The organism is Brevundimonas sp. R86498 (assembly GCF_044598075.1).
Taxonomy (GTDB): domain Bacteria; phylum Pseudomonadota; class Alphaproteobacteria; order Caulobacterales; family Caulobacteraceae; genus Brevundimonas.
Genome location: NZ_CP139004.1, coordinates 2,765,176 through 2,790,455, shown reverse-complemented (window position 1 = coordinate 2,790,455; position 25,280 = coordinate 2,765,176). Strand labels below are relative to the sequence as shown.

The 25,280-nt window shown below is 67.6% G+C and carries 31 protein-coding genes; 13 read left to right on the top strand and 18 right to left on the bottom strand.

What is annotated here, in order from left to right; all coding sequences use genetic code 11:
- Window positions 1-39: 39 nt before the first annotated feature.
- Window positions 40-396, bottom strand: a complete 357-nt coding sequence (locus SJY26_RS13715) for a VOC family protein (protein ID WP_396593566.1) — start codon at window positions 394-396, stop codon at window positions 40-42.
- Window positions 393-1,028: a hypothetical protein gene (locus tag SJY26_RS13710; protein ID WP_396593565.1), complete on the bottom strand. Its 636-nt coding sequence runs from the start codon at window positions 1,026-1,028 to the stop codon at window positions 393-395. The genes SJY26_RS13715 and SJY26_RS13710 overlap by 4 nt, the downstream gene beginning before the upstream one ends.
- Before the next feature lie 159 nt (window positions 1,029-1,187).
- Between SJY26_RS13710 and SJY26_RS13705 the strand changes: the two genes are divergently transcribed.
- Window positions 1,188-1,706 (top strand): TetR/AcrR family transcriptional regulator, encoded by a 519-nt coding sequence (locus SJY26_RS13705; RefSeq protein WP_396593564.1) that lies wholly within the window; start codon window positions 1,188-1,190, stop codon window positions 1,704-1,706.
- Between the two features lie 86 nt (window positions 1,707-1,792).
- Here the strand turns inward: SJY26_RS13705 and SJY26_RS13700 are convergent, their stop codons facing one another.
- The 7 genes from SJY26_RS13700 to rnr form a co-directional block, all read right to left on the bottom strand.
- Entirely contained in the window at window positions 1,793-2,443 is a 651-nt protein-coding gene (locus SJY26_RS13700; RefSeq protein ID WP_396593563.1) for a hypothetical protein, read from the bottom strand.
- 109 nt (window positions 2,444-2,552) lie between these two features.
- The gene (locus tag SJY26_RS13695; protein WP_396593562.1) at window positions 2,553-2,975 is read right to left on the bottom strand and encodes a hypothetical protein; all 423 of its coding nucleotides are present in this window, start codon (window positions 2,973-2,975) and stop codon (window positions 2,553-2,555) included.
- A 110-nt stretch (window positions 2,976-3,085) separates the two neighbouring features.
- Window positions 3,086-3,496, bottom strand: a complete 411-nt coding sequence (locus SJY26_RS13690; RefSeq protein ID WP_396593561.1) for a DUF1801 domain-containing protein — start codon at window positions 3,494-3,496, stop codon at window positions 3,086-3,088.
- A gap of 3 nt (window positions 3,497-3,499) precedes the next feature.
- Window positions 3,500-3,697 carry a hypothetical protein gene (locus SJY26_RS13685; protein ID WP_396593560.1) on the bottom strand — a complete coding sequence of 66 codons (198 nt, stop codon included), beginning with the start codon at window positions 3,695-3,697 and terminating at the stop codon, window positions 3,500-3,502.
- 26 nt (window positions 3,698-3,723) lie between these two features.
- Entirely contained in the window at window positions 3,724-4,143 is a 420-nt protein-coding gene (locus SJY26_RS13680; protein ID WP_396593559.1) for an SRPBCC domain-containing protein, read from the bottom strand.
- The gene (locus tag SJY26_RS13675; RefSeq protein ID WP_396593558.1) at window positions 4,140-4,469 is read right to left on the bottom strand and encodes an ArsR/SmtB family transcription factor; all 330 of its coding nucleotides are present in this window, start codon (window positions 4,467-4,469) and stop codon (window positions 4,140-4,142) included. Before SJY26_RS13675 ends, SJY26_RS13680 begins: the two co-directional genes overlap by 4 nt.
- Window positions 4,470-4,540: 71 nt before the next feature.
- Entirely contained in the window at window positions 4,541-6,877 is a 2,337-nt protein-coding gene (rnr, locus tag SJY26_RS13670) for a ribonuclease R (protein ID WP_396593557.1), read from the bottom strand.
- A gap of 112 nt (window positions 6,878-6,989) precedes the next feature.
- Here rnr and SJY26_RS13665 point away from each other — a divergent pair, with 112 nt between their 5' ends.
- A complete protein-coding gene (locus SJY26_RS13665) occupies window positions 6,990-8,402 on the top strand; it encodes a pyridoxal-phosphate dependent enzyme (protein WP_396593556.1) in 1,413 nt (470 codons plus the stop codon).
- 4 nt (window positions 8,403-8,406) lie between these two features.
- Window positions 8,407-9,570, top strand: a complete 1,164-nt coding sequence (locus SJY26_RS13660) for a trans-sulfuration enzyme family protein (protein ID WP_396593555.1) — start codon at window positions 8,407-8,409, stop codon at window positions 9,568-9,570.
- On the opposite strand, the gene SJY26_RS13655 is transcribed toward SJY26_RS13660, so the two are convergent.
- The 6 genes from SJY26_RS13655 to SJY26_RS13630 all read right to left on the bottom strand — a co-directional run bounded on the left by SJY26_RS13655 (window position 9,555) and on the right by SJY26_RS13630 (window position 14,666).
- Window positions 9,555-9,938, bottom strand: coding sequence for a DUF1622 domain-containing protein (locus SJY26_RS13655; protein WP_396593554.1), 384 nt, complete (start codon window positions 9,936-9,938; stop codon window positions 9,555-9,557). The genes SJY26_RS13660 and SJY26_RS13655 overlap by 16 nt on opposite strands.
- Before the next feature lie 96 nt (window positions 9,939-10,034).
- On the bottom strand, window positions 10,035-10,115 hold the full coding sequence (locus SJY26_RS13650; RefSeq protein ID WP_396595768.1) for a fasciclin domain-containing protein: 81 nt from the start codon (window positions 10,113-10,115) through the stop codon (window positions 10,035-10,037).
- A gap of 149 nt (window positions 10,116-10,264) precedes the next feature.
- Window positions 10,265-10,840, bottom strand: coding sequence for a fasciclin domain-containing protein (locus SJY26_RS13645; protein WP_396593553.1), 576 nt, complete (start codon window positions 10,838-10,840; stop codon window positions 10,265-10,267).
- Window positions 10,837-12,921 carry a BCCT family transporter gene (locus SJY26_RS13640; RefSeq protein ID WP_396593552.1) on the bottom strand — a complete coding sequence of 695 codons (2,085 nt, stop codon included), beginning with the start codon at window positions 12,919-12,921 and terminating at the stop codon, window positions 10,837-10,839. Before SJY26_RS13640 ends, SJY26_RS13645 begins: the two co-directional genes overlap by 4 nt.
- Before the next feature lie 76 nt (window positions 12,922-12,997).
- A complete protein-coding gene (locus SJY26_RS13635) occupies window positions 12,998-13,705 on the bottom strand; it encodes a TorF family putative porin (RefSeq protein WP_396593551.1) in 708 nt (235 codons plus the stop codon).
- A gap of 28 nt (window positions 13,706-13,733) precedes the next feature.
- On the bottom strand, window positions 13,734-14,666 hold the full coding sequence (locus SJY26_RS13630) for an NAD(P)H-dependent flavin oxidoreductase (protein ID WP_396593550.1): 933 nt from the start codon (window positions 14,664-14,666) through the stop codon (window positions 13,734-13,736).
- 318 nt (window positions 14,667-14,984) lie between these two features.
- On the opposite strand from SJY26_RS13630, the gene queF reads away from it, so the two are divergent.
- Complete coding sequence (gene queF, locus SJY26_RS13625) at window positions 14,985-15,446, top strand: preQ(1) synthase (protein ID WP_396593549.1); 462 nt, start codon at window positions 14,985-14,987, stop codon at window positions 15,444-15,446.
- Here queF and SJY26_RS13620 read toward each other — a convergent pair whose 3' ends face one another.
- Window positions 15,447-15,785, bottom strand: a complete 339-nt coding sequence (locus SJY26_RS13620) for a GIY-YIG nuclease family protein (RefSeq protein ID WP_396593548.1) — start codon at window positions 15,783-15,785, stop codon at window positions 15,447-15,449. It lies immediately after the preceding gene.
- A 54-nt stretch (window positions 15,786-15,839) separates the two neighbouring features.
- Between SJY26_RS13620 and SJY26_RS13615 the strand changes: the two genes are divergently transcribed.
- The 5 genes from SJY26_RS13615 (at window position 15,840) to SJY26_RS13595 (ending at window position 21,169) form a co-directional block, all read left to right on the top strand.
- Window positions 15,840-16,391: a DUF2239 family protein gene (locus SJY26_RS13615; RefSeq protein ID WP_396593547.1), complete on the top strand. Its 552-nt coding sequence runs from the start codon at window positions 15,840-15,842 to the stop codon at window positions 16,389-16,391.
- A 295-nt stretch (window positions 16,392-16,686) separates the two neighbouring features.
- Window positions 16,687-18,486: a methyl-accepting chemotaxis protein gene (locus tag SJY26_RS13610; protein WP_396593546.1), complete on the top strand. Its 1,800-nt coding sequence runs from the start codon at window positions 16,687-16,689 to the stop codon at window positions 18,484-18,486.
- A 114-nt stretch (window positions 18,487-18,600) separates the two neighbouring features.
- Entirely contained in the window at window positions 18,601-19,503 is a 903-nt protein-coding gene (locus SJY26_RS13605) for an endonuclease/exonuclease/phosphatase family protein (RefSeq protein WP_396593545.1), read from the top strand.
- A gap of 125 nt (window positions 19,504-19,628) precedes the next feature.
- Window positions 19,629-20,423 (top strand): DUF817 domain-containing protein, encoded by a 795-nt coding sequence (locus tag SJY26_RS13600; RefSeq protein WP_396595767.1) that lies wholly within the window; start codon window positions 19,629-19,631, stop codon window positions 20,421-20,423.
- A complete protein-coding gene (locus tag SJY26_RS13595; RefSeq protein ID WP_396593544.1) occupies window positions 20,420-21,169 on the top strand; it encodes a class I SAM-dependent methyltransferase in 750 nt (249 codons plus the stop codon). Before SJY26_RS13600 ends, SJY26_RS13595 begins: the two co-directional genes overlap by 4 nt.
- Here the strand turns inward: SJY26_RS13595 and SJY26_RS13590 are convergent.
- Complete coding sequence (locus SJY26_RS13590; protein ID WP_396593543.1) at window positions 21,129-21,737, bottom strand: nitroreductase; 609 nt, start codon at window positions 21,735-21,737, stop codon at window positions 21,129-21,131. The two genes, SJY26_RS13595 and SJY26_RS13590, sit on opposite strands and share 41 nt — an antisense overlap.
- Before the next feature lie 45 nt (window positions 21,738-21,782).
- Here SJY26_RS13590 and SJY26_RS13585 point away from each other — a divergent pair, with 45 nt between their 5' ends.
- The 3 genes from SJY26_RS13585 to SJY26_RS13575 all read left to right on the top strand — a co-directional run bounded on the left by SJY26_RS13585 (window position 21,783) and on the right by SJY26_RS13575 (window position 23,556).
- Window positions 21,783-22,430, top strand: coding sequence for an NUDIX domain-containing protein (locus SJY26_RS13585; RefSeq protein WP_396593542.1), 648 nt, complete (start codon window positions 21,783-21,785; stop codon window positions 22,428-22,430).
- 22 nt (window positions 22,431-22,452) lie between these two features.
- On the top strand, window positions 22,453-23,274 hold the full coding sequence (gene cysE / locus SJY26_RS13580; protein ID WP_396593541.1) for a serine O-acetyltransferase: 822 nt from the start codon (window positions 22,453-22,455) through the stop codon (window positions 23,272-23,274).
- An 84-nt stretch (window positions 23,275-23,358) separates the two neighbouring features.
- Complete coding sequence (locus SJY26_RS13575; protein ID WP_396595766.1) at window positions 23,359-23,556, top strand: DUF3126 family protein; 198 nt, start codon at window positions 23,359-23,361, stop codon at window positions 23,554-23,556.
- 74 nt (window positions 23,557-23,630) lie between these two features.
- Here the strand turns inward: SJY26_RS13575 and SJY26_RS13570 are convergent, their stop codons facing one another.
- Window positions 23,631-24,248 (bottom strand): hypothetical protein, encoded by a 618-nt coding sequence (locus tag SJY26_RS13570; RefSeq protein ID WP_396593540.1) that lies wholly within the window; start codon window positions 24,246-24,248, stop codon window positions 23,631-23,633.
- A 100-nt stretch (window positions 24,249-24,348) separates the two neighbouring features.
- On the opposite strand from SJY26_RS13570, the gene SJY26_RS13565 reads away from it, so the two are divergent.
- On the top strand, window positions 24,349-25,218 hold the full coding sequence (locus tag SJY26_RS13565; protein WP_396593539.1) for a 50S ribosomal protein L11 methyltransferase: 870 nt from the start codon (window positions 24,349-24,351) through the stop codon (window positions 25,216-25,218).
- Window positions 25,219-25,280 lie beyond the last annotated feature (62 nt).

The window sequence follows — 25,280 nt, the reverse complement described above, 5'->3', positions numbered from 1 at the left end:
GATCGATGCCACGCGAGGCCGGGCGAGGGAAGCGGCGGGTCAGTCCAGAACCCGGCCGATGCGGACCAGGGTGCCGGACGGGTCGCTGACCGCGAACTCATAGGTGCCCCAGACCCGGGCGTGCGGCCCCTGCGGTTCGATGATCAGGTCGCGCACCCGGTCGGCGACGGCGTCGACATCCTCGACATAGAGGTAGAGGCCCATCGGGTTGTCCTCGACGCGGCGGGGCCAGTCGGGCGTGGACCGCAGATGGATGCGCCAGCCCCGGCCGTCGTCGAGCAGGCGGTAGTCGCCGTGGTCGCCGACCACCTCGAAGCCGAGGCGGCGATAGAAGGCGGTGCTGGCGTCGAGGTCGCGGGCGGGGACGATGGCAGCGGCGTGATGTCGGTCGGTCATGGGCCTTCCTGGGGGCGAGCGAGGATCATGGCCGCCGCGACGGCCAGGGACCAGAGGGCGAAGGCGGCCATGGCCGCGACGGCGACATGCAGGCCGAAACCGCCGTCGGTCGTGGTATGCCAGAGCGCCAGGGCAGCGAGGGCGATGCCCAGACCTGCCGCCACACGGCCTGTATGGGACAGACGCCACAGGCCTGGGGACCAGGCAGCGGCCCCGAGGGCGACCAGCAGGGTGCCGAGGGCGGTGAGGCTCTGGTTCAGCGCCCAGAAGGCCCGGCCGCCGGCCTCGCGGATCATGGGATCGGAGGTCGATGCCAACAGCCGGCCGGTCGCGAACCCGTTCACGAGGGCGGCTCCCGCGAGAGCCAGAAAGCCGGCCCCGAACAGGATCGCGCCTGCGCGCGTCAGCAGGCGGGTCTGGTCCAGCCGTCGTCTGACTCCGTCCAGACCGACGGCGAGTGCGAGGAGACAGCCGATGATGGCGGCGTGGACGAAGACGTTCGACCAGTCGGCCAGGAAAAGGCCGTCGTCGTGCCCGGCCTCGAACGATGTCGGGTGGTGCAGCATCAGGATCAGGGCGAAGACGGTCGCCCCTGCGATGAGGGCACCGTCGGCGCGGGTCTGGTTGGTCATGGGGGTCCCCGTTTCAGAACCCCTGTGTGCCCGGGGTCCGCACGCCGGGCGACGGACGACATCGGCCGAAGTCCGCTAGCGGACGAAGGGCCGCGAAAGTCCGGAAAGGCGAGGGCACGATCGGGCTGAACCCCGGCGGGCGATCGGCTAGGGTGGCGCATGACACAGGCGGCGGAGGATCTGGATCGACGCAGCCAGCGGACCCGCAAGGCGGTGTTCGACGCCTTCATGCGCCTGATCTTCACGCACCGTTACAGCGCCATCCGGACGTCGGACCTGATCGAGGCGGCGGGTGTCGGGCGCTCGACCTTCTACGAGCATTTCCGCAACAAGGACGAGGTGTTGGTCTGGGCCATCGACCCGATCTTCGCGCCCCTGGCCGAGGCGGCAGCGGGGCGGGCGAGCCTGCCCCGGCTGCGGTTCGTGGTGGACCATCTGTGGGAGCGCCGGGCGCTGGCGCGGGTGATGTTCGAACCGCCGCTGGCAGGGAAGCTGCAGCGCAAGCTTGCGGCGATGATCGAGGCGCGGCTCGGCGAAAGGACGGCGGACAGCCTGCCGACCGCCATGATCGCCGCTGCCTCGGCCGCCGCCCAACTGGCCCTGCTGCGGGTCTGGCTGAGCGGGGAAGCGGCGTGCGATCCGGGCGCGCTGGCGCGGTGGTTGGCGGAGGGGCGTTGATCACCGCCAATCAGTCCGCGCGACGCCAGTAGGCGACAAAGGCGGCGGGTCGATCCGCCGACGTGCTGAACGAATGGATGGTCTGATCAAGGCCGGCAACGGGTGCGGTCTTGCCCAGAGTTCTGGAGCTTCAGCATCAACTGGAACAGGTCTTCGCCGGTCGCCGTCGAGCGCATGATGCCGGCGACTTCGCAGAGATCTGCAGTGCACCGGATACTCGTGGTGTGAATGTCACGGCGGAAATTGGCCACGGCATTGTATCTGTCGGCGAGATCAGCCTCAGCCCCGGAGGACCAGTTCGGATCGCGCAGACCGGATGAAACGGTCTGGCTCATCGTCTGTAGTTTGGGATCGATCGCCTGACGCGACAGGATTTCTGCAGCCAAACCGTCCTGCCAGATGACCGGGGGACTCGAAGTCCTCTGGGCCAGAAGGGCGGCGGCAACGAGCAAGGCGGTGATCAAGGGGACTCTCCATCGTTGGCTCGACGCGCGGCGAAGCGCATCAGGATGGCGAGTGTTTGCTGAACGGTCGTCGGCCTCGGCGAGATCGATAAAGTCGTCACGATTTTCTCGGGCCACGATCAGGCGGGCGATCTCGCGGCTGGAGCCGATTCCGGTCTTGCGACGGGCCGAGCGGAATCGCTCGTTGACGGCGGCCTCGGACATCGAGCGCAGGGTCGCGATCGACTTGGCCGTGTGGCCACGGCCCAGAAGGCCCAGCAGATCGCGCTCCACGGGGTTCAGCCGGTCGAGGGCGCTGTCGGTCTCCGGAATCGTCGGGGGATGGCTCAGGGTCATCCCGCATGCTGGCCCGCCGGCGTGACGTCGGGCAAGCGGAGACAGATCAGCCGGCCTCCGCTTCCGCTTCGGTTTCGCCTTGGGCGATGGCCGCGATCCGGGCTTCCAGCGCCTGGCGGACCTCGGGCGAGCAGTCGCTGGCCGCAGTCGGCGTGCCGGTGCCGGAAGCCGCGGCGGGCGCGACGATCAGATCCTCGACCAGGCTTGAGGCGGCGGCGCGGAGGGGCGGCTCCTCGATGCCGGAGGCCGCCGTCCGGGCCAGGCTCGCGGCATCGACGTCTTCCCAACCGCAGGTCGCGGCCGCCTGCCTGAGGGCCTGGGCTGCGCGCAGGCCCTGCACGATCTCGGGATTGCTCGCTTCCAGCGCGGCCACGGCGGCGTTGCGACCGGCGGTCTCGACATCGACGGCGTCACAGGCGGACACAGCAACCGCTGCGACGACGAATAGACCGGGAACCAGACGACGCATGACGATCACTCCTTTGGGCCCCCCGGCGGTCGTACCAGACCGGGATGATCCGGAAAGGGCGACCAATTGGCCCATCGCCCTGCGTTCGGTCCTCCCGCGCCAGTCCAAGCCTACAACTTTTCGCCGGGCAGGCGGCTGGCCTGGACGAACCAGTCGAGCAGGCGTGCGTCGTCGGTCGTGTCGTGCTCGTGAATGTGAAGATACCGCACCGCCTCGTATTTCGAGCGTTCGGGCGGAGGCGGGATCATGGCCCCGCCCTGAAAGAAGGTGACCTTCACATAGCGGGCGTAGCAGTGGAAGGCGGTGAACCACAGGCCCGGTTCAACGCCGTAGAAGGGCGTGTTCCACTTGACGGCCTCCCGGGCACCCGGGACTGCCCGGAAGATCAGGCCGTCCAGCCTCTCGCCGACCGCGCGCTTCCAGCCCGGCATGGCGGCGATATAGGCCTGGACCGGGGCGTCGCCGTGCCCCATCGCGATCTGGGGGTTGCCGCCGGACAGCAGGACGGGCTGTTCGGCCATGGCTCAGGCTCCCTTTCGACCCATCCAGGGCAGGGCGAACAGCCACAGACCCGAGATCAGCATCAGGATCAGCGGACCGAGGGCCAGGACGCCGACCCAGACGCTCTGGATGCCCAGCGCCATGGCCGCCACATTGGCCAGTACGGCGAAGGTGAAGACGATGGCCAGCCAGCGATGCGTCTGGCGAACAAAGGCGTTCATGGGCTTTCTCCTGTTCTATGTCCGGTTCAGTCCGGGCTGGCCAGCAGGGCTTGGAGCTTGTCGAGGAAGCCGGTCCAGCCGTGGCGGGCCCCGCCGAGGGCCTGTTTCTGATCCGGGCGGAAGCCGGACTGTTCGACCCGCAGATGGGTGCCGGCCGGGGTGGGCGTCAGGGTGAAGGTGACCACGCTGTTCAGGTCGAAGGCGGGGTCGTCGTGCGCGAAATTCCAGCTGTAGCTCAGGGTGCGGTGGGGCTCGACCTCAAGGATCTCGCAGTCGAGCACGCCGCCCCAGTCACCGGTCAGGGTGAAGCGGTGGCCGACAACCGGAGCGATCTCGCCCCGCATCAGCCATTCCTGGACCAGATGGGGCTGGGTGAGGGCGCGCCAGAGTCTCTCGGGCGAATGGGGCAGGTCGCGCTCAAGCACGACCGATCGGGCATCGGTCATTGGTCCATCCGGTTCAGCAGGGTCTCAAGGGCGTCCAGCCGCGCGGTCCAGACGCCCGTCATGTCGCGGGTCCAGTCCGTCAGGGGCGCGAGCGCCTCGGGGCGCGGGCTGTAGTGAGTCTCCCGACCGGAGGGACGGTCACGCACGAGCCCTGCCTGCCGCAGGGCCGCCAGATGTTTGGACACGGCGGGCTGCGAGACGCCGGCCGACCGCGTCAGGGTGCCGACGCTCTGCTCTCCCTCGCGGCAGAGAGTCTCGAACAGGGCCCGTCGCGTCGGATCGGCGAGGGCGCGAAAGACATCTTCAGGAGAGCGTTCGGCGTTCATTTCCATAACCAGAGAGTTATGGGTGGCGTATAACCGGAAAGTTATGGGTCGTGCAAGGGCGGTGTCAGACCCTACCGCCGCTTGCCCTTCCTGACCCCCTTGAGGCCGCCGAAGGGCCGGCCGCCGCGGGGCGGTTTGGGGCCGCCGGGGCGACCTGCGCCGCGCTTGGGTGGGCCGTCGCCGCCTGGGCCGCGACCGCGCAGACCGAGACGCGGGGCAGCGGCGTTGGGATCGCGCGGCTCGGGGTCGCTGAGCATCTCCAACAGCAGGCCGCCGGTGATGGGGGTGGCCTCCTTCAGCTTGACCTCAACGCGGCGGCCGAGGGTGTAGCGCTGGCCGGAGCGCTCGCCGACCAGGGCGTGGGCGCGGTCGTCGTGGGTGAAATATTCGTTGCCCAGCGAGGAGACCGGCACGAGGCCATCGGCCCCGGTCTCGTCGAGACGGATGAACAGGCCGAAGCGGGTCACGCCCGTGATCCGGCCGGGGAATGTCGCCCCGACGCGGTCCTCGAGGAAGGCGGCGATATAGCGGTCCATGGCATCGCGCTCGGCAGCCATGGAGCGGCGTTCGGTCTGGGTCACCTGATCGGCGATGGCGGGCAGTTCGGCGATCTCGCGGTCGGTCAGGCCATCGGATCCCAGCTTCAGGGCGCGGATCAGGCCCCGGTGCACGATCAGGTCCGAGTAGCGGCGGATCGGCGAGGTGAAGTGGGCATAGCGGTCAAGGTTGAGTCCGAAATGGCCGACGTTCTCGGGGCTGTAGATGGCCTGCATCTGGGAGCGCAGAACGACCTCGTTGACGACCTCCGCGTGGGGGCCGTCGCGGGTCTCGTCCAGCAGCTTGTTGAACCGTTTGGTGGTCGGGGCCTCGCCCTTGTTCCACGGCTTGCCGATCGTCGAGAGGAAGTCGGCGAGGTTGAAGACCTTCTCCTGGCTGGGGGTCTCGTGGACCCGGAAGATCAGGGGGGTTTTCTTGGCCTCCAGGGTTTCGGCGGCGCAGACATTGGCCTGGACCATCATCTCCTCGATCAGCCGGTGGGCCTCCAGGCTGACGCGCTTCTCGATCGAGGCGATGCCGCCGTCCGGCGACATGCGGATACGGCGTTCGGCCGAGTTGATCTGGAGCGGCGCGCGCTTCAGCCGGCCTTTCAGCATGGTGTGGTAGGCGTTCCACAGCGGATAGAGGATCGTGTCCATGATCGGGCCGGTCACGTCGTCGGTGCCGCCGCCGTTCTCGACCCCGTCGATGGCGGCCTGCGCCTGCTCATAGGACAGGCTGGCGTGACTGCGCATCAGGCCGCGCTGGAACCGGTGGCTGAGTTTCCTGCCGTCCTTGTCGAACACCATGCGCACGGCCAGGGTCGCGCGGTTCTCGCCCTGTTTCAGGCTGCACAGGCCGTTGGACAGCCGCTCGGGCAGCATGGGCTCGACCCGGTCGGGGAAGTAGGTGGAGTTGCCCTTGGCGCGGGCTTCGCGGTCGAGGCTGGTGTTGGGGCGGACATAGGCGGCGACATCGGCGATGGCGACCCAGACGATCCAGCCGCCCTCGTTTTTTGGATCATCGTCGCGCTGGGCGAACACGGCGTCGTCGTGGTCGCGGGCGTCGGCCGGGTCGATGGTGACGAAGGGGATGTCGCGCAGGTCGTCGCGGCCCTTCAGCGTCGGCAAGTCCTGCTGTTCGGCCTCCTGCTCGACGGCCTCCGAGAAGCCCATGGGCACTCCGTGGGTGTGGATGGCGATCAGGGAGGCGGCGCGGGGATCGTCCTCGCGGCCGACCGTCTCGAGGATCTTGCCGCGCTTGTGGCCATAGCGCTGGTCGGACTTCTCGATCGCGGCCAGCACCAGGTCGCCGTCGCGCAGGTCGGTGGCCTGGGCCGCGGGCACGATCAGGACGTCCTTCGAGCGCCGGTCGACGGGCTCGACCCGGGTCTCCTTGTTGGACTTGCGGATGACGCCGAGGACGCGGTTGGTGTTGGTGTCGAGCTTCTTGATCAGCCGGGCTTCCCAGCCGTTGGGGCCCAGCTCGAACTTGGCCAGCACGCGGTCGCCGAGCCCGGGGGCGGGGCCGGGCTTGCCCTTGTCGGGGATCAGCAGGGCATTGGGCGCGTCGGCCGAGGCCTCGACCAGACGGACATAGAGTTCGCCGTCGATGTCCTTCTCGACCACATCCGCAACGCCGACGGGGGGCAGGGCCCCGGCCTCGGAAAAGCCCTTCCTGCCGCGCTTGCCCAGCTTGCCGGCGGCTTCGAGGCCCCGGATCATTTCGCGCAGGCGTCGGCGATCCTCGCCCTTGAGGCCGAAGTGGCGGGCGATATCGCCCTTTTCCGCGCTGCCGGCGTCGCGCAGGAAGGCCAGCAGGGTGGCCTCGTCCGGCAGTCCGGCGGCGGGTTTTCTTGGGTGTTTGGTCATTGAGTTCCTATGTAGAGCGCTTCGCGTAAAAGGGCGAAATGTTGCGCCGCTTGACCGGATGAGATCGGGCGATCAGCTTCCGCCGCGCCTTTCCGTTCCGGAGTTTGTCTGAATGTCTTCCTCGTCCCTCGCCGAACACCCGACCCTGAGCGCGCCGACCGGTTCGCTGCTGGACCTGATCGGCAAGACGCCAATGGTGGAGGTGACGAAGATCGATACGGGGCCGTGCCGGCTGTTCCTGAAGCTGGAGGCCCAGAACCCGGGCGGGTCGATCAAGGACCGGATCGCGCTGTCGATGATCGCGGCGGCGGAGGCCGAGGGGTATCTGAAGCCCGGCGGCACGATCGTCGAGGCGACGGCGGGCAACACGGGCCTGGCGCTGACGCTGGTCGGTCAGGCCAAGGGCTATAAGGTGCTGCTGGTCATCCCGGACAAGATGTCCAAGGAAAAAATCCAGCATCTGCGCGCCATGGGTGCCGACGTCCGCCTGACCCGCTCGGACGTCGGTCACGGCCATCCCGAATACTACACCGACATGGCCGAGCGGCTGGCGCAGCAGATCCCGGGCGGATTCTTCGTCAACCAGTTCAACAACCGGGCCAACTCCGAGGCCCATGTGAAGACGACGGGTCCCGAGATCTGGGAACAGATGGGCCACGACATCGACGCCTTCGTGGCCGGGATCGGCTCGGGCGGGACCATCACGGGGATCGGCCAGTTCCTGAAAAGCCAGGGGTCGAACGCCAGGATCATCCTGGCCGATCCGGTCGGGTCGGTGCTGGCGGGCATCGTCAACGACGGCGTGCCGGGCCCGGACGGCAGCTATACGGTCGAGGGCATCGGCCAGAGCTTCGTGCCCGAGACGGCCGACATGAGCCTGATCGACAAGGCGTATTCGATCCCGGATGCGGAGGCGATCGCGACGGTGCGCGAGCTGCTGCTGAAGGAAGGCATCCTTGCCGGCTCGTCTTCGGGCACCCTGATCGCCTCGGCCCTGCGCTGGTGCCGCGAACAGACCGAGCCGAAGCGGGTGGTGACCTTCGTCTGCGACACGGGGGCGAAATACCTGTCCAAGGTCTACAACGACGCCTGGCTGGCGGATCAGGGGCTGGGCGAGCGCGAGCTGCACGGCGACCTGTCTGACCTGATCAGCCGGAAGTACGCGAAGGGCGATGTCGTCACGGCCGGGCCGAACGACACCCTGGACACGGCCTTCAAGCGCATGCGGGGTGCCGACGTGTCGCAGCTGCCGATCATCCAGGATGGACGGCTGGTCGGCATTCTGGACGAGAGCGATCTGGTCCAGGTGATGAACACCGACGAGATCACCCGCAAGGAGCGGTTCGCCAAGCCGGTGGCCTCGGCCATGACACGCGATCTGGACACGGTGCAGGTCTCCGAGCCGCTGGACGCCCTGATCCCGCTGTTCGACCGGGACCGGGTGGCGATCGTGCTGGACGGCGAACAGTTCGTCGGCCTGATCGCCCGGGTCGACCTGATCAACCACCTCAGCCTGAACCGGTAGACCCATGGCCGATCTGAAGAACAGCCAGGGGTTCTCGACCCGCGCCATCCATGCCGGTCAGCGGCCGGACCCGACGACGGGCGCGGTGATGACGCCGATCTATGCGACCTCGACCTATGCCCAGGAAAGCCCGGGCGTGAACAAGGGCTATGAGTACGCCCGGGGCAAGAACCCGACGCGCGAGGCGTTCGAGGCCTGTATCGCCGACCTCGAGGGCGGGGTGCAGGGCTTCGGCTTCGCCAGCGGCATGGCGGCGACCTCGACGGCGCTGGAGCTGCTGGATGCGGGCTCGCACATCGTCACCGGCGATGATCTGTACGGCGGCTCGTGGCGGCTGTTCGAGCGGGTGCGGCGGCGTTCGATGGGGCTGGACTTCGCCTATGTCGATCTGAGCGACGTGGCGGCGGTCGAGGCGGCGATCACGCCGAAGACAAAGATGCTGTGGGTCGAGACCCCGACCAATCCGCTGATGAAGCTGGCCGACATCGCCGCCCTGTCTGCGGTGGCCAGGGCGCACGGCCTGCTGCTGGTGGTGGACAACACCTTCGCCACGCCCTGGAGCCAGAGGCCTCTGGCGCTGGGGGCCGACATCGTCATGCATTCGGCGACGAAGTACCTGAACGGCCACTCCGACATCATCGGCGGGGTGCTGGTCGCCGGGAACGCCGAGATCGCGAAGGAGATCAAGTTCCTGCAGAACTCGGTCGGCGGGGTGATGGGGCCGTTCGACGCCTTCCTGGCCAACCGGGGGCTGAAGACCCTGGGTCTGCGGATGAAGGCCCACAACGAGAACGCCTTGGCGGTGGCCCGCTGGCTGGAGGAGCGCAAGGGCGTGTCGCGGGTGCTGTATCCCGGCCTGATCAGCCATCCGCAGCATGATCTGGCGTCGCGCCAGATGAACGGGCGCTATGGGGGCATGGTGACGCTGGTGCTGGACGGCGACCTGTCGCGAACGAAACACGTGTTGGAGCGGGTGCGGGTCTTCACCTTGGCCGAGTTGCTGGGCGGGGTAGAAAGTCTGGTCAATCACCCGGCCATCATGACCCACGCCAGCGTTCCCAAGGAGGTCCGGGAGGCCGGCGGGATCACGGACACGCTGATCCGGCTGTCGGTGGGAGTCGAGGATCTGGATGACCTGATCGCCGATCTGGATCAGGCCCTCGGCTGAGGCCGGGCTTCGCCGCCAGCGTCGCGGCGTCGCCACGGCCAAACTCCCTCGATCTCGGTCTCCAGCGAGAAGCTGAGGAAGGTCCGGATCAGCACGACCAGACCGAGAAGGCCGACGCTCTCGACCGTCAGCGGGGCGGTGATCGTAGCGATGATGTCCGCTCCAACAAGTAGTTCCAGCCCGAGCAGGATGCCGCGGCCGAGATTGGCGCGATACCGCTCATAGGCCTTGGCCCCGTCGCGAGTGCGCAGCAGATCAAGAACGAAGATGACGGTCGCCAGCACAGCCCCGCCCAGAATGACGGCGACGCCCGCCAGTTCGAGCAGGCTGGAGAGCTGGACGATGAGGCGGTGCAGGTCGGGATGCATCCCCGGCAACGCTTGACCGGCCGATGAGGTTCGAAAAGTTCAGGCAACAAAAAAGGGGCAGCCCTCGCGGACTGCCCCTGATCACGACAGGATTGTCTAGACCTTGGGCAGGAGCACGGCGTCGATCACGTGGATGACGCCATTGGTGCAGGCGATGTCGTGAGTTTCGGTAGCCATGGTTGTGTTCCTGATTGCTAGAGATCAGGAAGTGGTTCTCTATTCATCGATCGAAATAGAGGTGTGGCCAAGTGACCGTGCGTCACTGTTGCCCCTGAAGATCAGGTCGATGTGCGGAGATGTTTTGACAACATCTCCGCACACAGACACTAGTTCGGCAGGGAGACGGCGTCGGTGACGTGGATCACGCCGTTCGACTGAAACACGTCGGCCTGGGTCACGGTGGCAATGCCGCCGTTCTCGTCGGTCAGGATGACCTTGCCGTCGCGCAGCGCGGCGGTGAGGGTGTCGCCCGAGACGGTGGTGATGGCGGCAGAGCCACCGCCGGCCTCGATCAGGGCAATGACGTCGGCGGCGGCCACGCGACCGGCGACGACGTGATAGGTGAGGATCTTCGTCAGGGTCGCCTTGTTGGCCGGCTGGACGAGGGTGTCGACCGTGCCGGCGGGCAGGGCAGCGAAGGCGGCGTCCGTCGGGGCGAAGACGGTGAAGGGGCCGGGGCCCGAGAGGGTCTCGACCAGACCCGCGGCCGTGACGGCGGCGACAAGGGTGGTGTGGATCGGCGAGGCGACGGCGTTCTCGACGATGGTCTTGTTGGCGTACATGGCGGCACCGCCGACCATGACGGTCTGGCCGTGGCCACCGCCGTGGTGGTCTGCAACGGAGGGAGCAGCGGCGAGGAGGGCAGCGGCCGAGGCTGCGGCAGCGAGAATGGAGCGCTTCATCGAGGTTTCCTGACAAGACGATCGCCGTGATGCGATCGGGAGCAGGAACGGCAAAGTTGGCTCCACGGATGCGTCGCAGGGTGCCGCGCGGCAAGCCGCCGCACAGGTCGCAGGCACCTGTCGCTCACGATTGCTCCACCGTCGGGTCGCTGCAGTCTACCGGCCGGATGCTGGATCAGCCCATCCGCCAGCGGTGCAGGTGGTCGAGCACATCGGAGATGATCTGGTCTCGGGTGAACCCGGTCAGGTCGCGTCGTTGGGTCAGGTCGTCGGAGCGCGCCGACAGCCGCCACTCCATTGCGCGGTGCCGTTCCTGAGCGTCCAAAGCGGTCATGGCGGGGCGGGGGCGGGCGCGGGCGCTTATCCCAGTAATTAAACGCCTGCCCGCTGCCGGAGGTGGCGGTCAGAAGCAGTCCGGTCTCGTCGCGGGCGATCTCGGCATCCATGCCTTCGGCCGCCAGCCCCTGTCGTACGGTCTCGAGCGCCGGCACACCGACGTCTTCGATCTGGCGATCGATCTCGCGACGACTGGCCGGCGAAAGGATCCGCTTCAACTGCTGCGCCAGCGGTGCGCCCTCGGTCTCGACCGCCCGACCGGCGAGGTCGGCGTTCATCTGCCGGATGAGCGCGACGCCCAGAAGGATCATGATGACGGCAAAGGGCAGGGCCGCGACCAGCGTCGCCGCCTGCAGGGCCCCCAGTCCGCCAGCCAGCAGGAGCAGGGCGGCCGCCAGACCTTCCAGCGAACACCAGTAGACCCTCTGCCAGCGGGGCGTGTCCTCTGCGCCGCCGGAGGCGATGGTGTCGATCACCAGGGAGCCCGAGTCCGCAGAGGTGACGAAGAAAACCGCAACCAGCAGCACTGCCACTGTCGAGGTGATGGCTGTGCCGGGGAGCTCCTCGAGGAAGCGGAATATGGCGGTCGACAGATCAGTCGTCACCGCGTCCGAAATGGCCCCGGCCGCGACCCCCATGTCCAGGTTGATGGCCGTGTTGCCGAAGATGGTCATCCACAGGAAGGTGAAGCCGGTAGGGACCAGCAGCACCCCGATGACGAACTCCCGCACGGTGCGTCCCCGCGAGATCCGGGCGATGAACATGCCCACGAACGGAGACCAGGCGATCCACCACGCCCAGTAGAACAGCGTCCAGTTGGCCATCCAGCCGCGCGGCTCATAGGCATAGAGGTTGAAGGTGCGAACGAAGAAGTGGTCCAGGTAGAGACCGAAATTCTGCACCAGGGCTTTGAGCAGGAAGCCTGTCGGCCCGACCACCAGCACGAAGAGCATCAGCAGGACGGCGAGCAAGAGGTTTAACTCCGACAGCCGCCGGACGCCCTTGTCCAGCCCCGTCAGGACGGACGCGGTCGCTCCGGCCATCACCAGGGCGATCAGCCCGACCTGCATCCATGGCGTGTTGGGCAGGCCGGTGAGATAGTTCAGTCCGCTGTTGATCTGGGACACGCCGAGGCCCAGCGAGGTGGCGATGCCGAACAGGGTGCCGCAGATGGCAAAGATGTCGACGGCGTCCCCGATGGGACCGTGGATGCGCTTGCCCAGTAGCGGCGCGAGACCCGACCGCAGGGTCAGGGGCAATCCCTTGCGGTGCGAGAAATAGGCCAGGCTCAGACCGACGAGGGCATAGACGGCCCAGGCGTGGACGCCCCAGTGGGTGAAGGTGATCACCATCGCCTCGCGCGCCGCGGCGAACGTCCCGGAAGCCGCTTCTGGCGGACTCGCATAATGCTGGATCGGCTCGGCCACAGCGAAATACATCAGGCCGATGCCCATGCCCGCCGCGAACAGCATGGCCAGCCACGAGACATAGGGGAAGTCCGGTTCGGACTCGTCAGGCCCCAGCTTCAACGCTCCGGTCGGTCCGAGGGCGAGGGCCAGAACCACCAGCAGAAAGCCCGCGACCGAGACGATGTAGAACCAGCCGAAGGTGTCGATCACCCAGGCCTGCGCCGTCTGGAAAAGGCGGTCGGACTGGCCGGGCGCGGCCACCGCCACGGCCAGCAGGAGCCCGATGATCAGGCTGGCCCCCCAGAAGACGCGCGGGTTCATCTTGGTCTTGAGCATGGATGCCTAGCGTTACAGTGCGCCGAGGGTTGCGACAAACTGGCTCGGCCGGGGCGATCGAGGTCCCGGCGGGCCTCTAGAAGGCGAGCAGAATGGAGGCGACGAGGGCGTCCTCATACTGTGAGCCGAGGTCCTTCGCGTCGGTGCCGTGCCAGCGCAGGTCGAGGGCTGTGGTGTCGGTGACGGACCAGGCGACGCCGGCGTTCCAGCCGGTGTAGTCGGGGGCATTGTCCTGTTCGCGCCGTCCGAGAGTGGCGCTGGCCCTCAGTCGGTCGGCCAGGGGCCAGCGCAGCCGGGCCTCGACCCAGGTGGTGGCGCGGGTCGACCCGAGGCCGTCGGGCGAGTGCTCCAGCCGCAGCCGCGTGTCGACGGGGCCGAAGTCGCGCAGGATGTCGAACTGGTACTCCCAGGCGTCGTCATCCTGGCCGGGGTCGGCGTCGAGCCGCCATTTGCGCGACAGGGAGGTGTCGAAGTCCAGCCCGACTGCGGAGAACTGCCAGCCGGCCTCCAGCTCGGTCTCAACCCGGGAGCCGGAAGAGTTGATGGTCTCGAATTCGGCGTCGGCATAGAAGCCGGAGGCGGCGTTCCACTGGACCTCGCCGAAGACATAGGGGGCGTCGTCGGTCTTGGAGGTGCCCTTGGAGCGGTTGTCGGTCCCGGCCCCGAACTCGAACGACCAGTGCGACGTCGCATCGGCGCTGTAGCGGGCATTGTCGCGGTCCTGGGCAAGGGCCGGGGTGGCGGCGCTCAGGAGGGCGGTCAGGACAGGCAGAACGGGTCGCATCGAGGCTCCGGAAGACGGGGCCTCGCCCCTAGCCTGAAATGGCCTTGGCTGCGAACTGTTCCGTGGCCTGTGCATATTCCGAGCGCAGGCGCGCGACCAGCTCGGCCGCGGGCACCACATCGTGGACAGCCCCGGCGCCCTGGCCGGCGGACCAGACGGTCTTCCAGGCCTTGGCCTCGTCACCCATGTCCAGCTTGTGCTCGGGCAGGTGTTTGGGGTCGATGCCGTTGGCTTCCAGCGACTTGATCATGAAGTTGGCCGGGATTCCGGACACCGCCGGGGTGTGGACGATGTCCGTGGCCCCGCTTTCGATGATCATGTCCTTGTAGCCTTGCGGGGCCATGGCCTCGGTCGTGTTGATGAACCGGGTGCCCATATAGGCGAAGTCGGCCCCCATCATCAGGGCGGCCGCCACGTCCTGGCCGGTCGACAGACAGCCCGACAGCAGGATGGTGCCCTTGAAGAAGGAGCGCACCTCATTGATCAGGGCGAAGGGGTTGATGATGCCCGCATGGCCGCCGGCACCGTTGGCCACAAGGATCAGGCCGTCGACACCGCTTTCGGCGGCTTTCCGGGCATGGCGGACATTGGCGATGTCGTGGAAGACCACCCCACCATAGCCGTGGACGGCGTCGACCACGTCGCGCACCGCCCCCAACGAGGTGATGATCAGGGGCACCTTGTGCTCGACCGAGACCATCATGTCCGCCATCAGCCGGGGGTTGGTCGGATGAACGATGTGGTTGACCCCGAAGGCGGCCGCGTCCGGGTTCAGGCGCGATTTGATCTCGACCAGCCACTCGGCATAGCCCTCGGTGGTGCGGGCGTTGAGCGAGGGGAAGGTGCCGATCACCCCGGCGTTACAGCATTCGACCACCAGATCCGGCCCGGAGACCAGGAACATCGGGGCCTCGATGACCGGCAGCTTCAGACCCTTCTGCAGGGACGCGGGGATGGCCATGGCGTTCGCTCCGTCTTGTTTCGCTACGCATAACCGGCTGTCGCCGGGGAAGGCAAATCGGGGCTGTGGTGGGCACCCTGGCCGGGGGTTTGGACTCCGGAAAAAACAGGGTGCAAAAGTGCAATTCCGTGAAGAATGCGCCGTAGTGGAGTGATTTTGTGCGGTGTTACAGATTGCACCTGTTTGGACTCTGGGTGTCATAAGCCGCACGCTGGTGGCCGAGGTCGCCACTCTGCACCCGCGGTACGTCAGAATCGGACGTACCGCGCGACCACCCTGCGTCTTTCGTCCCGCCCGGTGAGGCGCTAGACCGCCGCCATGACCACCGACACCTCCGGCCTGAGCCAGCTTGGCCAGCACATCGTCCAGCCCACCACGCCGGAATCGGCGGTCTTGGAGCGCGTGCCCAATCCGCATCCGGACACCCTGTATCTGGCCCGGTTCACCGCGCCGGAGTTCACCAGCCTGTGCCCGGTGACGGCCCAGCCGGACTTCGCCCATATCGTCATCGACTATGCGCCCGGCGACTGGCTGGTCGAGTCCAAGTCGCTGAAGATGTACCTGACCGCGTTTCGGAACCACGGGGCCTTCCACGAGGACTGCACCGTGGCCATCGGCAAGCGGATCGCCGACCTGCTGAGCCCCCGCTGGCTGAGGACCGGCGGTTACTGGTACCCGCGCGGCGGCATCCCCATCGACGTGTTCTGGCAGACGGGGACCCCGCCCGAGGGTCTGTGGCTGCCCGACCAGGGCGTGCCGACCTATCGCGGGCGGGGGTAGTCAGAGCAGCGTTCCGGCCTCCAGCCGCGCGGTCCACAGGGCGGCGCGGGACTTGAGCTCGCTGTCGCGGGCCAGATCGGAGATGTCGTCACGCAGGCGGTCGAGGTGTTCGAAGCGGAACGCGTCCTCGCCGTGTTCGGTCCAGGCGGCCTGGAGCGAGGGATCGCGGCCGGTGCCGAGACGCAGGGCGAACCACAGGCCGTTCCGGTGGGTGTCGATATGGCGGCTGGCGCCGACCCAGACCTGGCCTGTGGCGTTGCAGATGACGGCGAAGACGCCGGCGATGGTCTTTCGCTCCTTGTACGCAGAGACGAGGGCCTTGCGATTCAGACGGGTCATGACAGCTCCTTTTATCCGGGTATAATAGGCGCGTATTTTTACCCGGGTAAATAGATGGATGAGTCAGAGGCCGACTTTCTCGTGTTCGAGGGGACGCGGCTGGTGATGCGTGGCGACCGGGCCAGCGCCACCGGGGCCGCGTGGCGCACCCTCGACGGCGGTGGGACGGAGCCGGTCCTGATGTTTGACGGCGCGACCGGCCGGGTTGTCGATCTTCCGCCCCGCGTGGAGGGGGCGCCCGTCGCGGAGGCGGCCGCACCGGCGAAACGGGGGCGGCCGAAACTGGGGGTCGTCCCGCGCGAAGTGACGCTTCTGCCGCGCCACTGGGAGTGGCTGTCCGCCCAGCCGGGCGGGGCGTCCGTCGCCCTGAGGCGCCTGGTCGAGGCCGCGCGGCGCGAGGGGGGCGACGAGGACCGCGCGCGGTCCGCGCGGGACGCGGCCTATCGCTTCATGGCGACGATGGCGGGCGACCTGCCGGGGTTCGAGGCGGCCAGCCGCGCCCTGTTCGCGGCGGCACCTGCGCGTCTGGCTGAACAGATCGAGGCATGGCCGCGCGATGTTCGAGATGAGATCTTGCGGCTACTGCAACCGCGCCCCCTGATCTGACGGAATGGTCATGTCAGACGGCACGGCCTTTCATTCCTTCATCATTTTGCCAATCTCCGTGCGCCGGGACTGTAGACCGTAGCAGGGAATTCTGCGTCATACTGTCGCAAACAGAGTAAAAACGGAGAGTTCTACTACGACCTGACGCCAATCAAAGCATCGGGCGGCCCGCCGGTTTACGATCACTTTACCCTGCGCTGATAGAGGAAAGCGTCACAGTTGCCCCGACCGTCCGGTCCCGTGCCTGTACTTCTATCGCTGGGTCATCAGGCCTTGCCCAAACAGGATGAACGACATGTTCGCAGCCTCCGGCCCTTCAGACATCCTCAAGGCACTCGGCCAGTCTCTGGCCATCATTGAATTCAGCCCTGACGGTAAAATTCTGGATGCGAACCCAAACTTCTGCAAGGCCATGGGCTACGACCTCGCCGAGATCAGGGGGCAGCATCACCGCCTTTTCGTCGACCCTGAAGAGGCCATGGGTACTGACTACACGGCGTTCTGGGCCAGGCTTGGCCGTGGCGAGTTTGATGCCCGGGAGTACAGGCGCCTGGGGAAGGGCGGCCGCGAAGTCTGGATCCAGGCCTCCTACAACCCGGTCAGGAACGGGCGGGGCAAGGTGGTCAAGGTGGTCAAGGTGGCGACCGACATCACGAAGGAAAAGCTGAGGAACGCGGAGTTCGAGGGCAAGGTCACAGCCATTTCGCGGGCCCAGGCCATGATCGAGTTCACGCCGGCCGGAGAGATCCTCACGGCCAACGAGAACTTCCTCAAGGCCATGGGCTATTCTCTGGACGAGGTGCGCGGGAAGCATCACCGTATCTTTGTCGATCCCGTCGAGGCGGCCTCGAGCGACTATGACAGCCTCTGGCGACAGTTGAACGCAGGCGAGTTCGTGGCTGCGGAGTTCCGGCGGATCGGCAAGGCCGGCAACGATATCTGGATCCAGGCCTCCTACAATCCGATCCTCGATCCGAAGGGCCGCGTGGTGAAGGTCGTCAAATTCGCGACGGACGTGACGGGACGCGTCCGCGCGGTGAACGAACTGGGCGATGGTCTGTCGCAATTGGCGGACAACAATCTGCAGTGCAGGATCGAGCACGCCTTCACCCCCGAGTTCGAAAAGCTTCGCAGCGACTTCAACCGTTCGCTCGACAGTCTTGAGGCGGCGATGCAGCGCGTGGCGCAGAGCGCTTCGGCCATCCACACGGGGTCTGCGGAAATCTCGCATGCGTCGGACGATCTGTCCCGTCGCACCGAACAGCAGGCTGCCAGCCTGGAAGAGACCGCCGCAGCGCTGGACCAGATCACGGCCACCGTCACGCGGAGCACGGAGGGGACCAGGGAGGCCAGCAAGGCAGCGTCCGGGGCCCGGACCGATGTGATCACGTCTGGCAAGGTGATGAACGAGGCCGTGCTGGCGATGAGCGAGATCGAGCACAGTTCCGGCCAGATCACCCAGATCATCGGTGTGATCGACGAAATCGCCTTCCAGACCAATCTGCTGGCCCTCAACGCCGGGGTGGAGGCCGCCCGGGCGGGTGAGGCCGGGCGCGGCTTTGCTGTCGTGGCGTCGGAGGTCCGGGCCCTGGCCCAACGCTCGGCCGAGGCGGCCAAGGAGATCAAGGCCCTGATCGCCTCCAGTTCGGAACAGGTCCGGCGCGGCGTGAAACTGGTTGGCGAAACCGGCCAGGCCCTGGCGGGCATCGCCGAGAAGGTGGCGGCCATCGACAGTCTGGTGTCCGAGATGGCCCAGTCGTCGGTGGAGCAGTCCACCGCCCTGTCCGAGGTCAATACGGCCGTGAACCAGATGGACCAGGTGACCCAGCAGAATGCGGCCATGGTCGAGGAGGCCACTGCGGCGGCGGCCAGCCTGACCGGCGAGGCGGACCAGATGGCCAGGCTGATGCAGCAGTTCCGGATCGGATCGGGGTCGCTGACGGTCGTGTCCGACCGGACGCGGACGCCGGGTGGCTTGCCGTCATCTGCCCGGCCAAATGCCGCGAATTCGGACGTTCGCCCTCCGGTCAAACTGGCGACAGTCATGCGGGGCGGCGGTGCCCGGCCGGTAGCCGACGACTGGGAAGCCTTCTAGTCCGGGGCCGCCCGGGCGGTCATGGGGGACCGGCCTGTCCCTGCGCGGACAGGCGTCGCATACCGGTCATTCCGGCATGCGACTGTGCCGGGCCAGCCCGCTGATGAGATCGCCATGAAACGCCTGCCCCTTTCCGTTATCGTCCTGTGCCTGCTGGGCTTGCCGGCTGCGTCTGCGGCTGGGGCTCCGGTTGGCGGGCCGGCACCGCAGACCGCTGGCGCGTTGCCGGACCAGACCCGGACGGTGCGGCTGATGAGCTACAACATCCGCTATGACGCGCCCACTGATCGGCCCGACTGGCTGCAGCGGCGGCCCCATATGGCGCGACAGATCGCCTTCCTCGCGCCGGATGTTGTGGGAGTCCAGGAAGCCCTGATGCCGATGGTCGCCTATCTGGCCGAACAGGCCCCGGCCTATGACCACTACGGACTGGGCCGGGACGACGGCGCGCAGGCGGGCGAGACGACCACCCTGTTCTGGCGACGGGACCGGTTCGAGGCCATCCGCACCCAGACCCTGTGGTGCTCGCCGACCCCGGACCAGCCGTCCAGGGGCTGGGACGCCGCCCTGCCGCGAACCCTGACGCGCGTCGTGCTCCGCGACCGGACCAGCGGCCGGTTGCTGGACGTGCGGAATGCCCATTTGGATCACGTCGGGGCCGTTTCGCGCGAGCAGTGCGCGGCGCTGGCCGCGGATCTGCCCGCCGCCAGCGATGACGGTCTCACGGCGGCGGTGGTGCTGATGGGGGACTTCAACACCGGGCCGGACACCGCCCCCTATCGTCGGATCCTGGCCGCAGGCCTGAGCGACGCCCGGGCCGTCAGCCCCGTCGTGTTCGGCCCGGCGGGGACCTACAACAATTTCGACATCGCCCGGAATGACGGGGTCGCCATCGACCATGTCTTCGTCGGACCGGGTCTGTCGGTCGAGCGGTTTGCCGTCCTGACCGACTCCCACGGCGGGCTGGTGATTTCGGACCATTTCCCTGTGGTCGCGGACGTCGAATTCGCCCGCTGATCCGATCGGCGGGGCGCGGTTTGACCGGTGCGGGGCGGCCTGCGCCCCGCTAGTCTGCGGGCATGAGTAACCCGCGCCCCCTTCCGCCTGAGGTCTTCGGGCGTCGCTTGCTGGCGGGCCTGCAGATGCGGGCCGACCGTCGCCGCGCGACCCGGTTCGCCTTCGCCTTCCTGATGTTCGGGATCAAACAGGCGTATGCCTGTCTGTTCGGCGGGGCGATGCTGGGGCTGATCCTGCTGACCTTCCTGGTCTGGCCAGAAGATGCGCCCGTCTCGCGCTATGACTTCCTCGTGGTCGGGGCCGTTCTCATCCAGATCGGGATGCTGGCCCTGAAGCTGGAGAGCTGGGCCGAGGCGCGGGTGATCCTGCTGTTTCATATCGCCGGCACGATCATGGAGCTGTTCAAGACGGCGCACGGGTCGTGGCTGTATCCGGAGGACAGTGTGCTCAGGATCGGGGCGGTGCCGCTGTTCTCGGGCTTCATGTATGCGGCGGTGGGATCATATATCGCGCGGGTGCAGCGGATCTTTCACATCCGGGTCAGGGGCTATCCGCCGGTCTGGACAACGTGGGTGCTGGCGGGCGCGATCTATGTGAACTTTTTCGCCCATCACTGGCTGCCGGACATTCGGGTCGCCTTGTTCGTGGCGACGGCCCTGTTGTTCGGGCAGGGATGGTTCTGGTTCACGGCCAACCGGACGCGGCTGAGGATGCCGCTCCTGCTCGGCTATTTCCTTGTCGCCCTGTTCATCTGGTTCGCCGAGAATCTGGGGACGCTGGGACGGGCCTGGGTCTATCCGGGGCAGGAGGCCGGGTGGGAGATGGTGTCCCTGGCCAAGCTGGGCAGCTGGTTCCTGCTGATGATCATTTCGGTGGTCATGGTGTCGCTGGTCCACCGGCCGGAGGAGGAGCCGCGATGAGCGATGGATGGGAAGACTCGGCCGACGCGTGGGTCGCATCGCAGGGCGAGGAGGGCGACTTCGGGCGACGCTGGGTCATGGACGCCCCGATGCTGGAGCGGGTGCGTCGGCGGCCATACGTCCGGGCGCTGGATGTCGGCTGCGGCGAGGGGCGGTTCTGCCGGATGCTGGCGGGCGAGGGGATTGCTGCGGTCGGCATCGACCCGACGGTGGCCCTGATCGACCATGCGCGCCGGCTGGATCCGGGCGGTGACTATCGGGTCGAGGCGGCCGAGGCCATCGGGTTCGACGGCGGGGCGTTCGACCTTGTGATCAGCTATCTATCGTTGATCGATATTCCGGATGTCGCGACGGCCATTCGGGAGATGACGCGCGTCCTGGCGCCGGGCGGGACGCTGCTGATCGCCAATCTGGCGGGGTACAATTCGGCGGCGGATGCCCATGGTCTGGGGTGGGTCACGCTGGCCGACGGGCGGCGCGTCCATGCGATGGATGACTATCTGGAAGAGAGGACGGCGTGGATCGAATGGCGCGGCATCCGGATCCGGAACTGGCACCGGCCGCTCGGCGCCTACATGACGCCGTTGCTGGAGCAGGGTCTGACGCTGACCCATTTCGCCGAACCACCCGCCCATGGGGGTGATCCCGCGCGACAGGCGCTCTACAACCGCGCCCCGTGGTTCCTGCTGATGGAGTGGCAGAAGCCTAGGGCAGGGTCGTCGTCAGGGCCGACAGGTCGGGCCTGACCCGCTCCAGAGCCGGCTCGGTCGCGGTGCCGATGTGGATGAAGCCGGCGACCTTCTCGGTCTCGCGGACCCCGAACAGGGCAAGGGCGTCGGGATCGTAGCTGTACCAGTCGGTGATCCAGCTGGAGGAGAAGCCCATCGCATTGGCGGCGTGTTCGAGGTTCATGCAGACGGCCCCGGCCGAGAGCTCCTGTTCCCAGACCGGTTTGGAGCCGGGGGATGCGGTCGAGATGACCAGCACGGTGACCGGAGCGGCGGTCAGTTTGGCGAGGACGGCGGTGGCCTTGGCGGGGAGGCTCTTCTGCACGGCGAGGGCGGCAAGACGTTCGGCGAGATCGGCGCGGGTGACCGGGCCCAGCACCACGAACCGCCACGGGAACAGCTTGCCGTGGTCCGGCGTGCGGGCGGCCAAGGTCAGCAGGTCGGTGATCTGGTTCGCGTCGGGGCCGGGCGCGGTCAGGGCCTGGGCCGGGGCGGAGCGGCGGGTGGCCAGCCGGTGCAGCAGTTCGGGCGACAGGGACGGGGCGGGCAGGGGAGCGCCGAGATCGGCGGGCGGGGGCAGGGTCATGGGCTGTAGCTAGGCGTCGCCCGGCTTTCGCGCCATACCTTGGCAATGAACGACCGCGATCCCTTCGACGACGGCCGACCCTTTCCGGGATGGGCCGAGCGGCTGACCCCGGGACGGCCGTGGGCGGACGGCGGGGCCACGACCGTGTTCGAGAACCCGTGGATGCGGCTGACGTCGCATGCCGCGACGGCCCCGACAGGGCTGGCGGCGACCTATGTGGTGATGCGGCCGCGCAACCTGGCCTGCGGGGTGCTGCCGATCCACACGGACGGCACGGTGACCCTGGTGGGCCAGGCGCGGTTCGCGCTCGGGAACTACTCGTGGGAGATGCCGGAAGGCGGCGCGCCTTTCGATGAGGATCCGCTGGACGGGGCGAAGCGCGAACTGGCCGAGGAGGCGGGGCTGGCGGCCGCGACCTGGTGCGAGGTGCTGCGGATGGAGATGTCCAACTCCCTGACCGATGAGCGCGCCATCGCCTGGCTGGCGTGGGACCTGTCGGAGGTGGCGACCGCCCCTGATCCGACCGAGGTCATCGCCGTGGCGCGGGTGCCGTTCATGAGCCTGTTGCACGAGATCGACCGGGGAGCGGTCCGCGATGCGTTCACAGTGGCGACGGCGCTCCGGGCCTACCATATGGCGCGGGAGGGGCTGCTGCCCGGCTGGCTGGCGCACGCCATGCTGACCCGGGTATAGTGGCCGTCCAAGGGAGGCTGTGATGCCGAGGCTGGAAGTCGTCGTCGACCGGGATACGGTGTGGAGCCAGCTGCGCGCCTCGGCCGAGGCGGCCGCGCGCGAGGAACCGCATCTGGGCTCGCAGATGAATGCGGTGATCCTGTCGCACGCGGACCTGATGGCGGCGCTGAGTTTCCAGATCGCGCGCAAGCTGGGCGACGAGGAGCTGCGGGCCATGACGGTGCGCGAGGTCTGCCAGACAGCGTTTGCGGCCGATCCCGGGATCGTGGCGGCGGCCGAGGCCGACCTTCAGGCCGTGGCCGAGCGCGATCCGGCGATCAAGACGCTGTTGCAGCCGTTTCTCTACTTCAAGGGCTATCAGGCGCTGCAGGCGGCGCGCGTGGGCCACTGGTTGTGGCGGCAGGGGCGCGAGACCCTGGCCTTCCATTTCCAGAGCCGGATTTCGGAGCTGTTCCAGATCGACATCCACCCGGGCGCGCAGCTGGGCGCCGGGCTGTTCCTCGACCATGGCACCGGCATCGTCATCGGCGAGACGGCGGTGGTGGGCGACGAGGTGTCGATGCTGCACGGGGTGACCCTGGGCGGCACGGGAGCCGAGCGCGGCGACCGTCATCCCAAGATCGGCAAGGGCGTCCTGCTGGGGGCCGGGGCCAAGGTGCTGGGCAATATCGTGGTCGGGGATTACGCCAAGGTGGCCTCGGGCTCGGTGGTGCTGAAGCCGGTTCCGGCGGGCTGCACCGTGGCAGGTGTGCCCGCCCGGCTGGTCAACTGTCCGACGGACGCCACGCCGGCCCGGACCATGGATCATACGCTGGCGGATCTGGTCTACGACTTCGTTATCTGACCTTCGGGGTTTCCATGCCGACCCGGCTTCTTTAGGGTCCGCGCTCAATTCCAGACCCTGAGGCCCCCCGTGACCAACGAAGACATGAAGCGCATCGAGACGCATCTGAAGCGCACCTTCAACACGGGTGGCATCAGCGTGAAGCCCCGGCCCAAGGTGACCAACTCGGCCGAGGTCTATGTCGGTGACGAGTTCATCGGCGTGGTCTTCGATGACGAGGACGAGGACGGCAGCTTCATGTTCGAGATGGCGATCCTGGCCGAGGACCTGCCCGCCGACTGATCGCGGTCAGGTCAGCAGACATGAAAAGCCCCGGACGGTTCGCACCGTCCGGGGTTTTGCATTTCAGGCCGGGCTCAGCGCTTGCCGAAGATCGCGTCGGCCAGCATGTCGAAAAAGCCCTTCTTCGGAGCCGGTGCGGCCGGCTTGGCGGCCGGTGCCGGTGCGGCAGCCGCCGGCTTCGGAGCCGGGGCGGCGGCCGGTGCGGCCGCGACGGGGGCCGGTTTCGGGGCCGGGGCGACCGGAGCCGGCTTGGCGACCGGGGCGGCGGCAGCGGGTTTCGCGGCGGCCTTCACGGCGGGTTTGGCGGCGGTCTTCTTCACGGCGGTGGCCGGCTTGGCCGCAGCCTTCGCCGCCGGGCGGGCGGGAGCCTTGGCCGCAGTGGCGGGTTTGGCGGCCGCCTTGACGGCCGGCTTCGCTGCAGGCTTGGCGGCGGCCTTGGGCGCAGCCGCCTTCACCGCGACCTTCGCCGCCGGTGCCTTGGCGGCAGCGGCTTTGGCCGGTGCGGCCTTGGGTGCGGCTTTTGCAGCCGGCGCGGCCTTAACGGCCGGCGCAGCCTTGGCAGCCGGAGCGGCGGCCTTGGTCGCGGGCTTCGGCTTTGCGGCCGTAGCGGATTTCGCGGTCGACTTCGGCGCCGGTTTGGGCTTGGAAGCAGCGGACGCCTTCGGCGACGTAGTAGACGGTGACTTGGCCATGTATTCCCCGACCCCTCGGTTGAAACGATCACGTTCGTTGCAGGAGCGCACGGACGCAAACTCGGTGGTGACGATTCGCAATCATACTGGTGATTGTTAAATGTCCCATACCGCTGTGCAGATAATCGCGCGGGGTTCGCGCGCCGGCGCCGAGGCCGCGGCCGCCTCGATCGATGCCGACATCCTGCTGGAGGGCGCGACCTATTCCATTCTCGAGGAAGACGAGGATCGCGACATCTGGCGCATCGACGCCTTTCCGACGTCGGATGAAGAGGTCGCGGCCCTGACCGCCCGTCTGGCCGAGCACCCGGACGTGACGGTGAAGGTCGAGAATCTGGCCGACGCCGACTGGCTGGCCATGTCGCTGTCGGGCCTGCCGCCGGTGCGGGCGGGACGGTTCTTCGTCTATGGTGCCCACGACCAGGGGCGGGTGCCGGCCAATACCGTGAACCTGAAGATTGACGCGGGTGCCGCCTTCGGGACCGGGCATCACGGGACAACGGTCGGCTGTCTGGTCGCCTATGATGAGCTGCTGAAGCGCGAGCGGTTCGAGCGGGTGCTGGACGTGGGTTGCGGCACAGGCGTGCTGGCCATCGCGGCGGCGCGGACGGGGGCGGCCCTTGCGGTTGGCACCGATATCGACGCGCCCTCGGTGCGGATCGCCAACGAGAACGCGAAACTGAATCAGGCCCATGCGCGGTTCGTCCACGCCTCGGGGCTGAACGATGTGAAGGTGCGGGCCGGCGCGCCCTATGATCTGGTCTTCGCCAACATCCTCGCCCCGCCGCTGGTGGCCCTGTCGCAGGACATCAAGATGAGCCTGCGGATCGGCGGGGTGGCGATCCTGAGCGGGCTTCTTCGAACGCAGGAACGGCGGGTCAGCGCCGCCTATCTCTCGCGCGGATTCCGGCTGGAGCGCCGCATCCACCGCGACGCCTGGAGCGCTCTGGTGCTGCGGCGGGTGGGTTAGACCCACCCGCACATTAAGCCGAATTCACGGGTGCCGCGTCCCGCTCCGTCTATCGTCTTCGG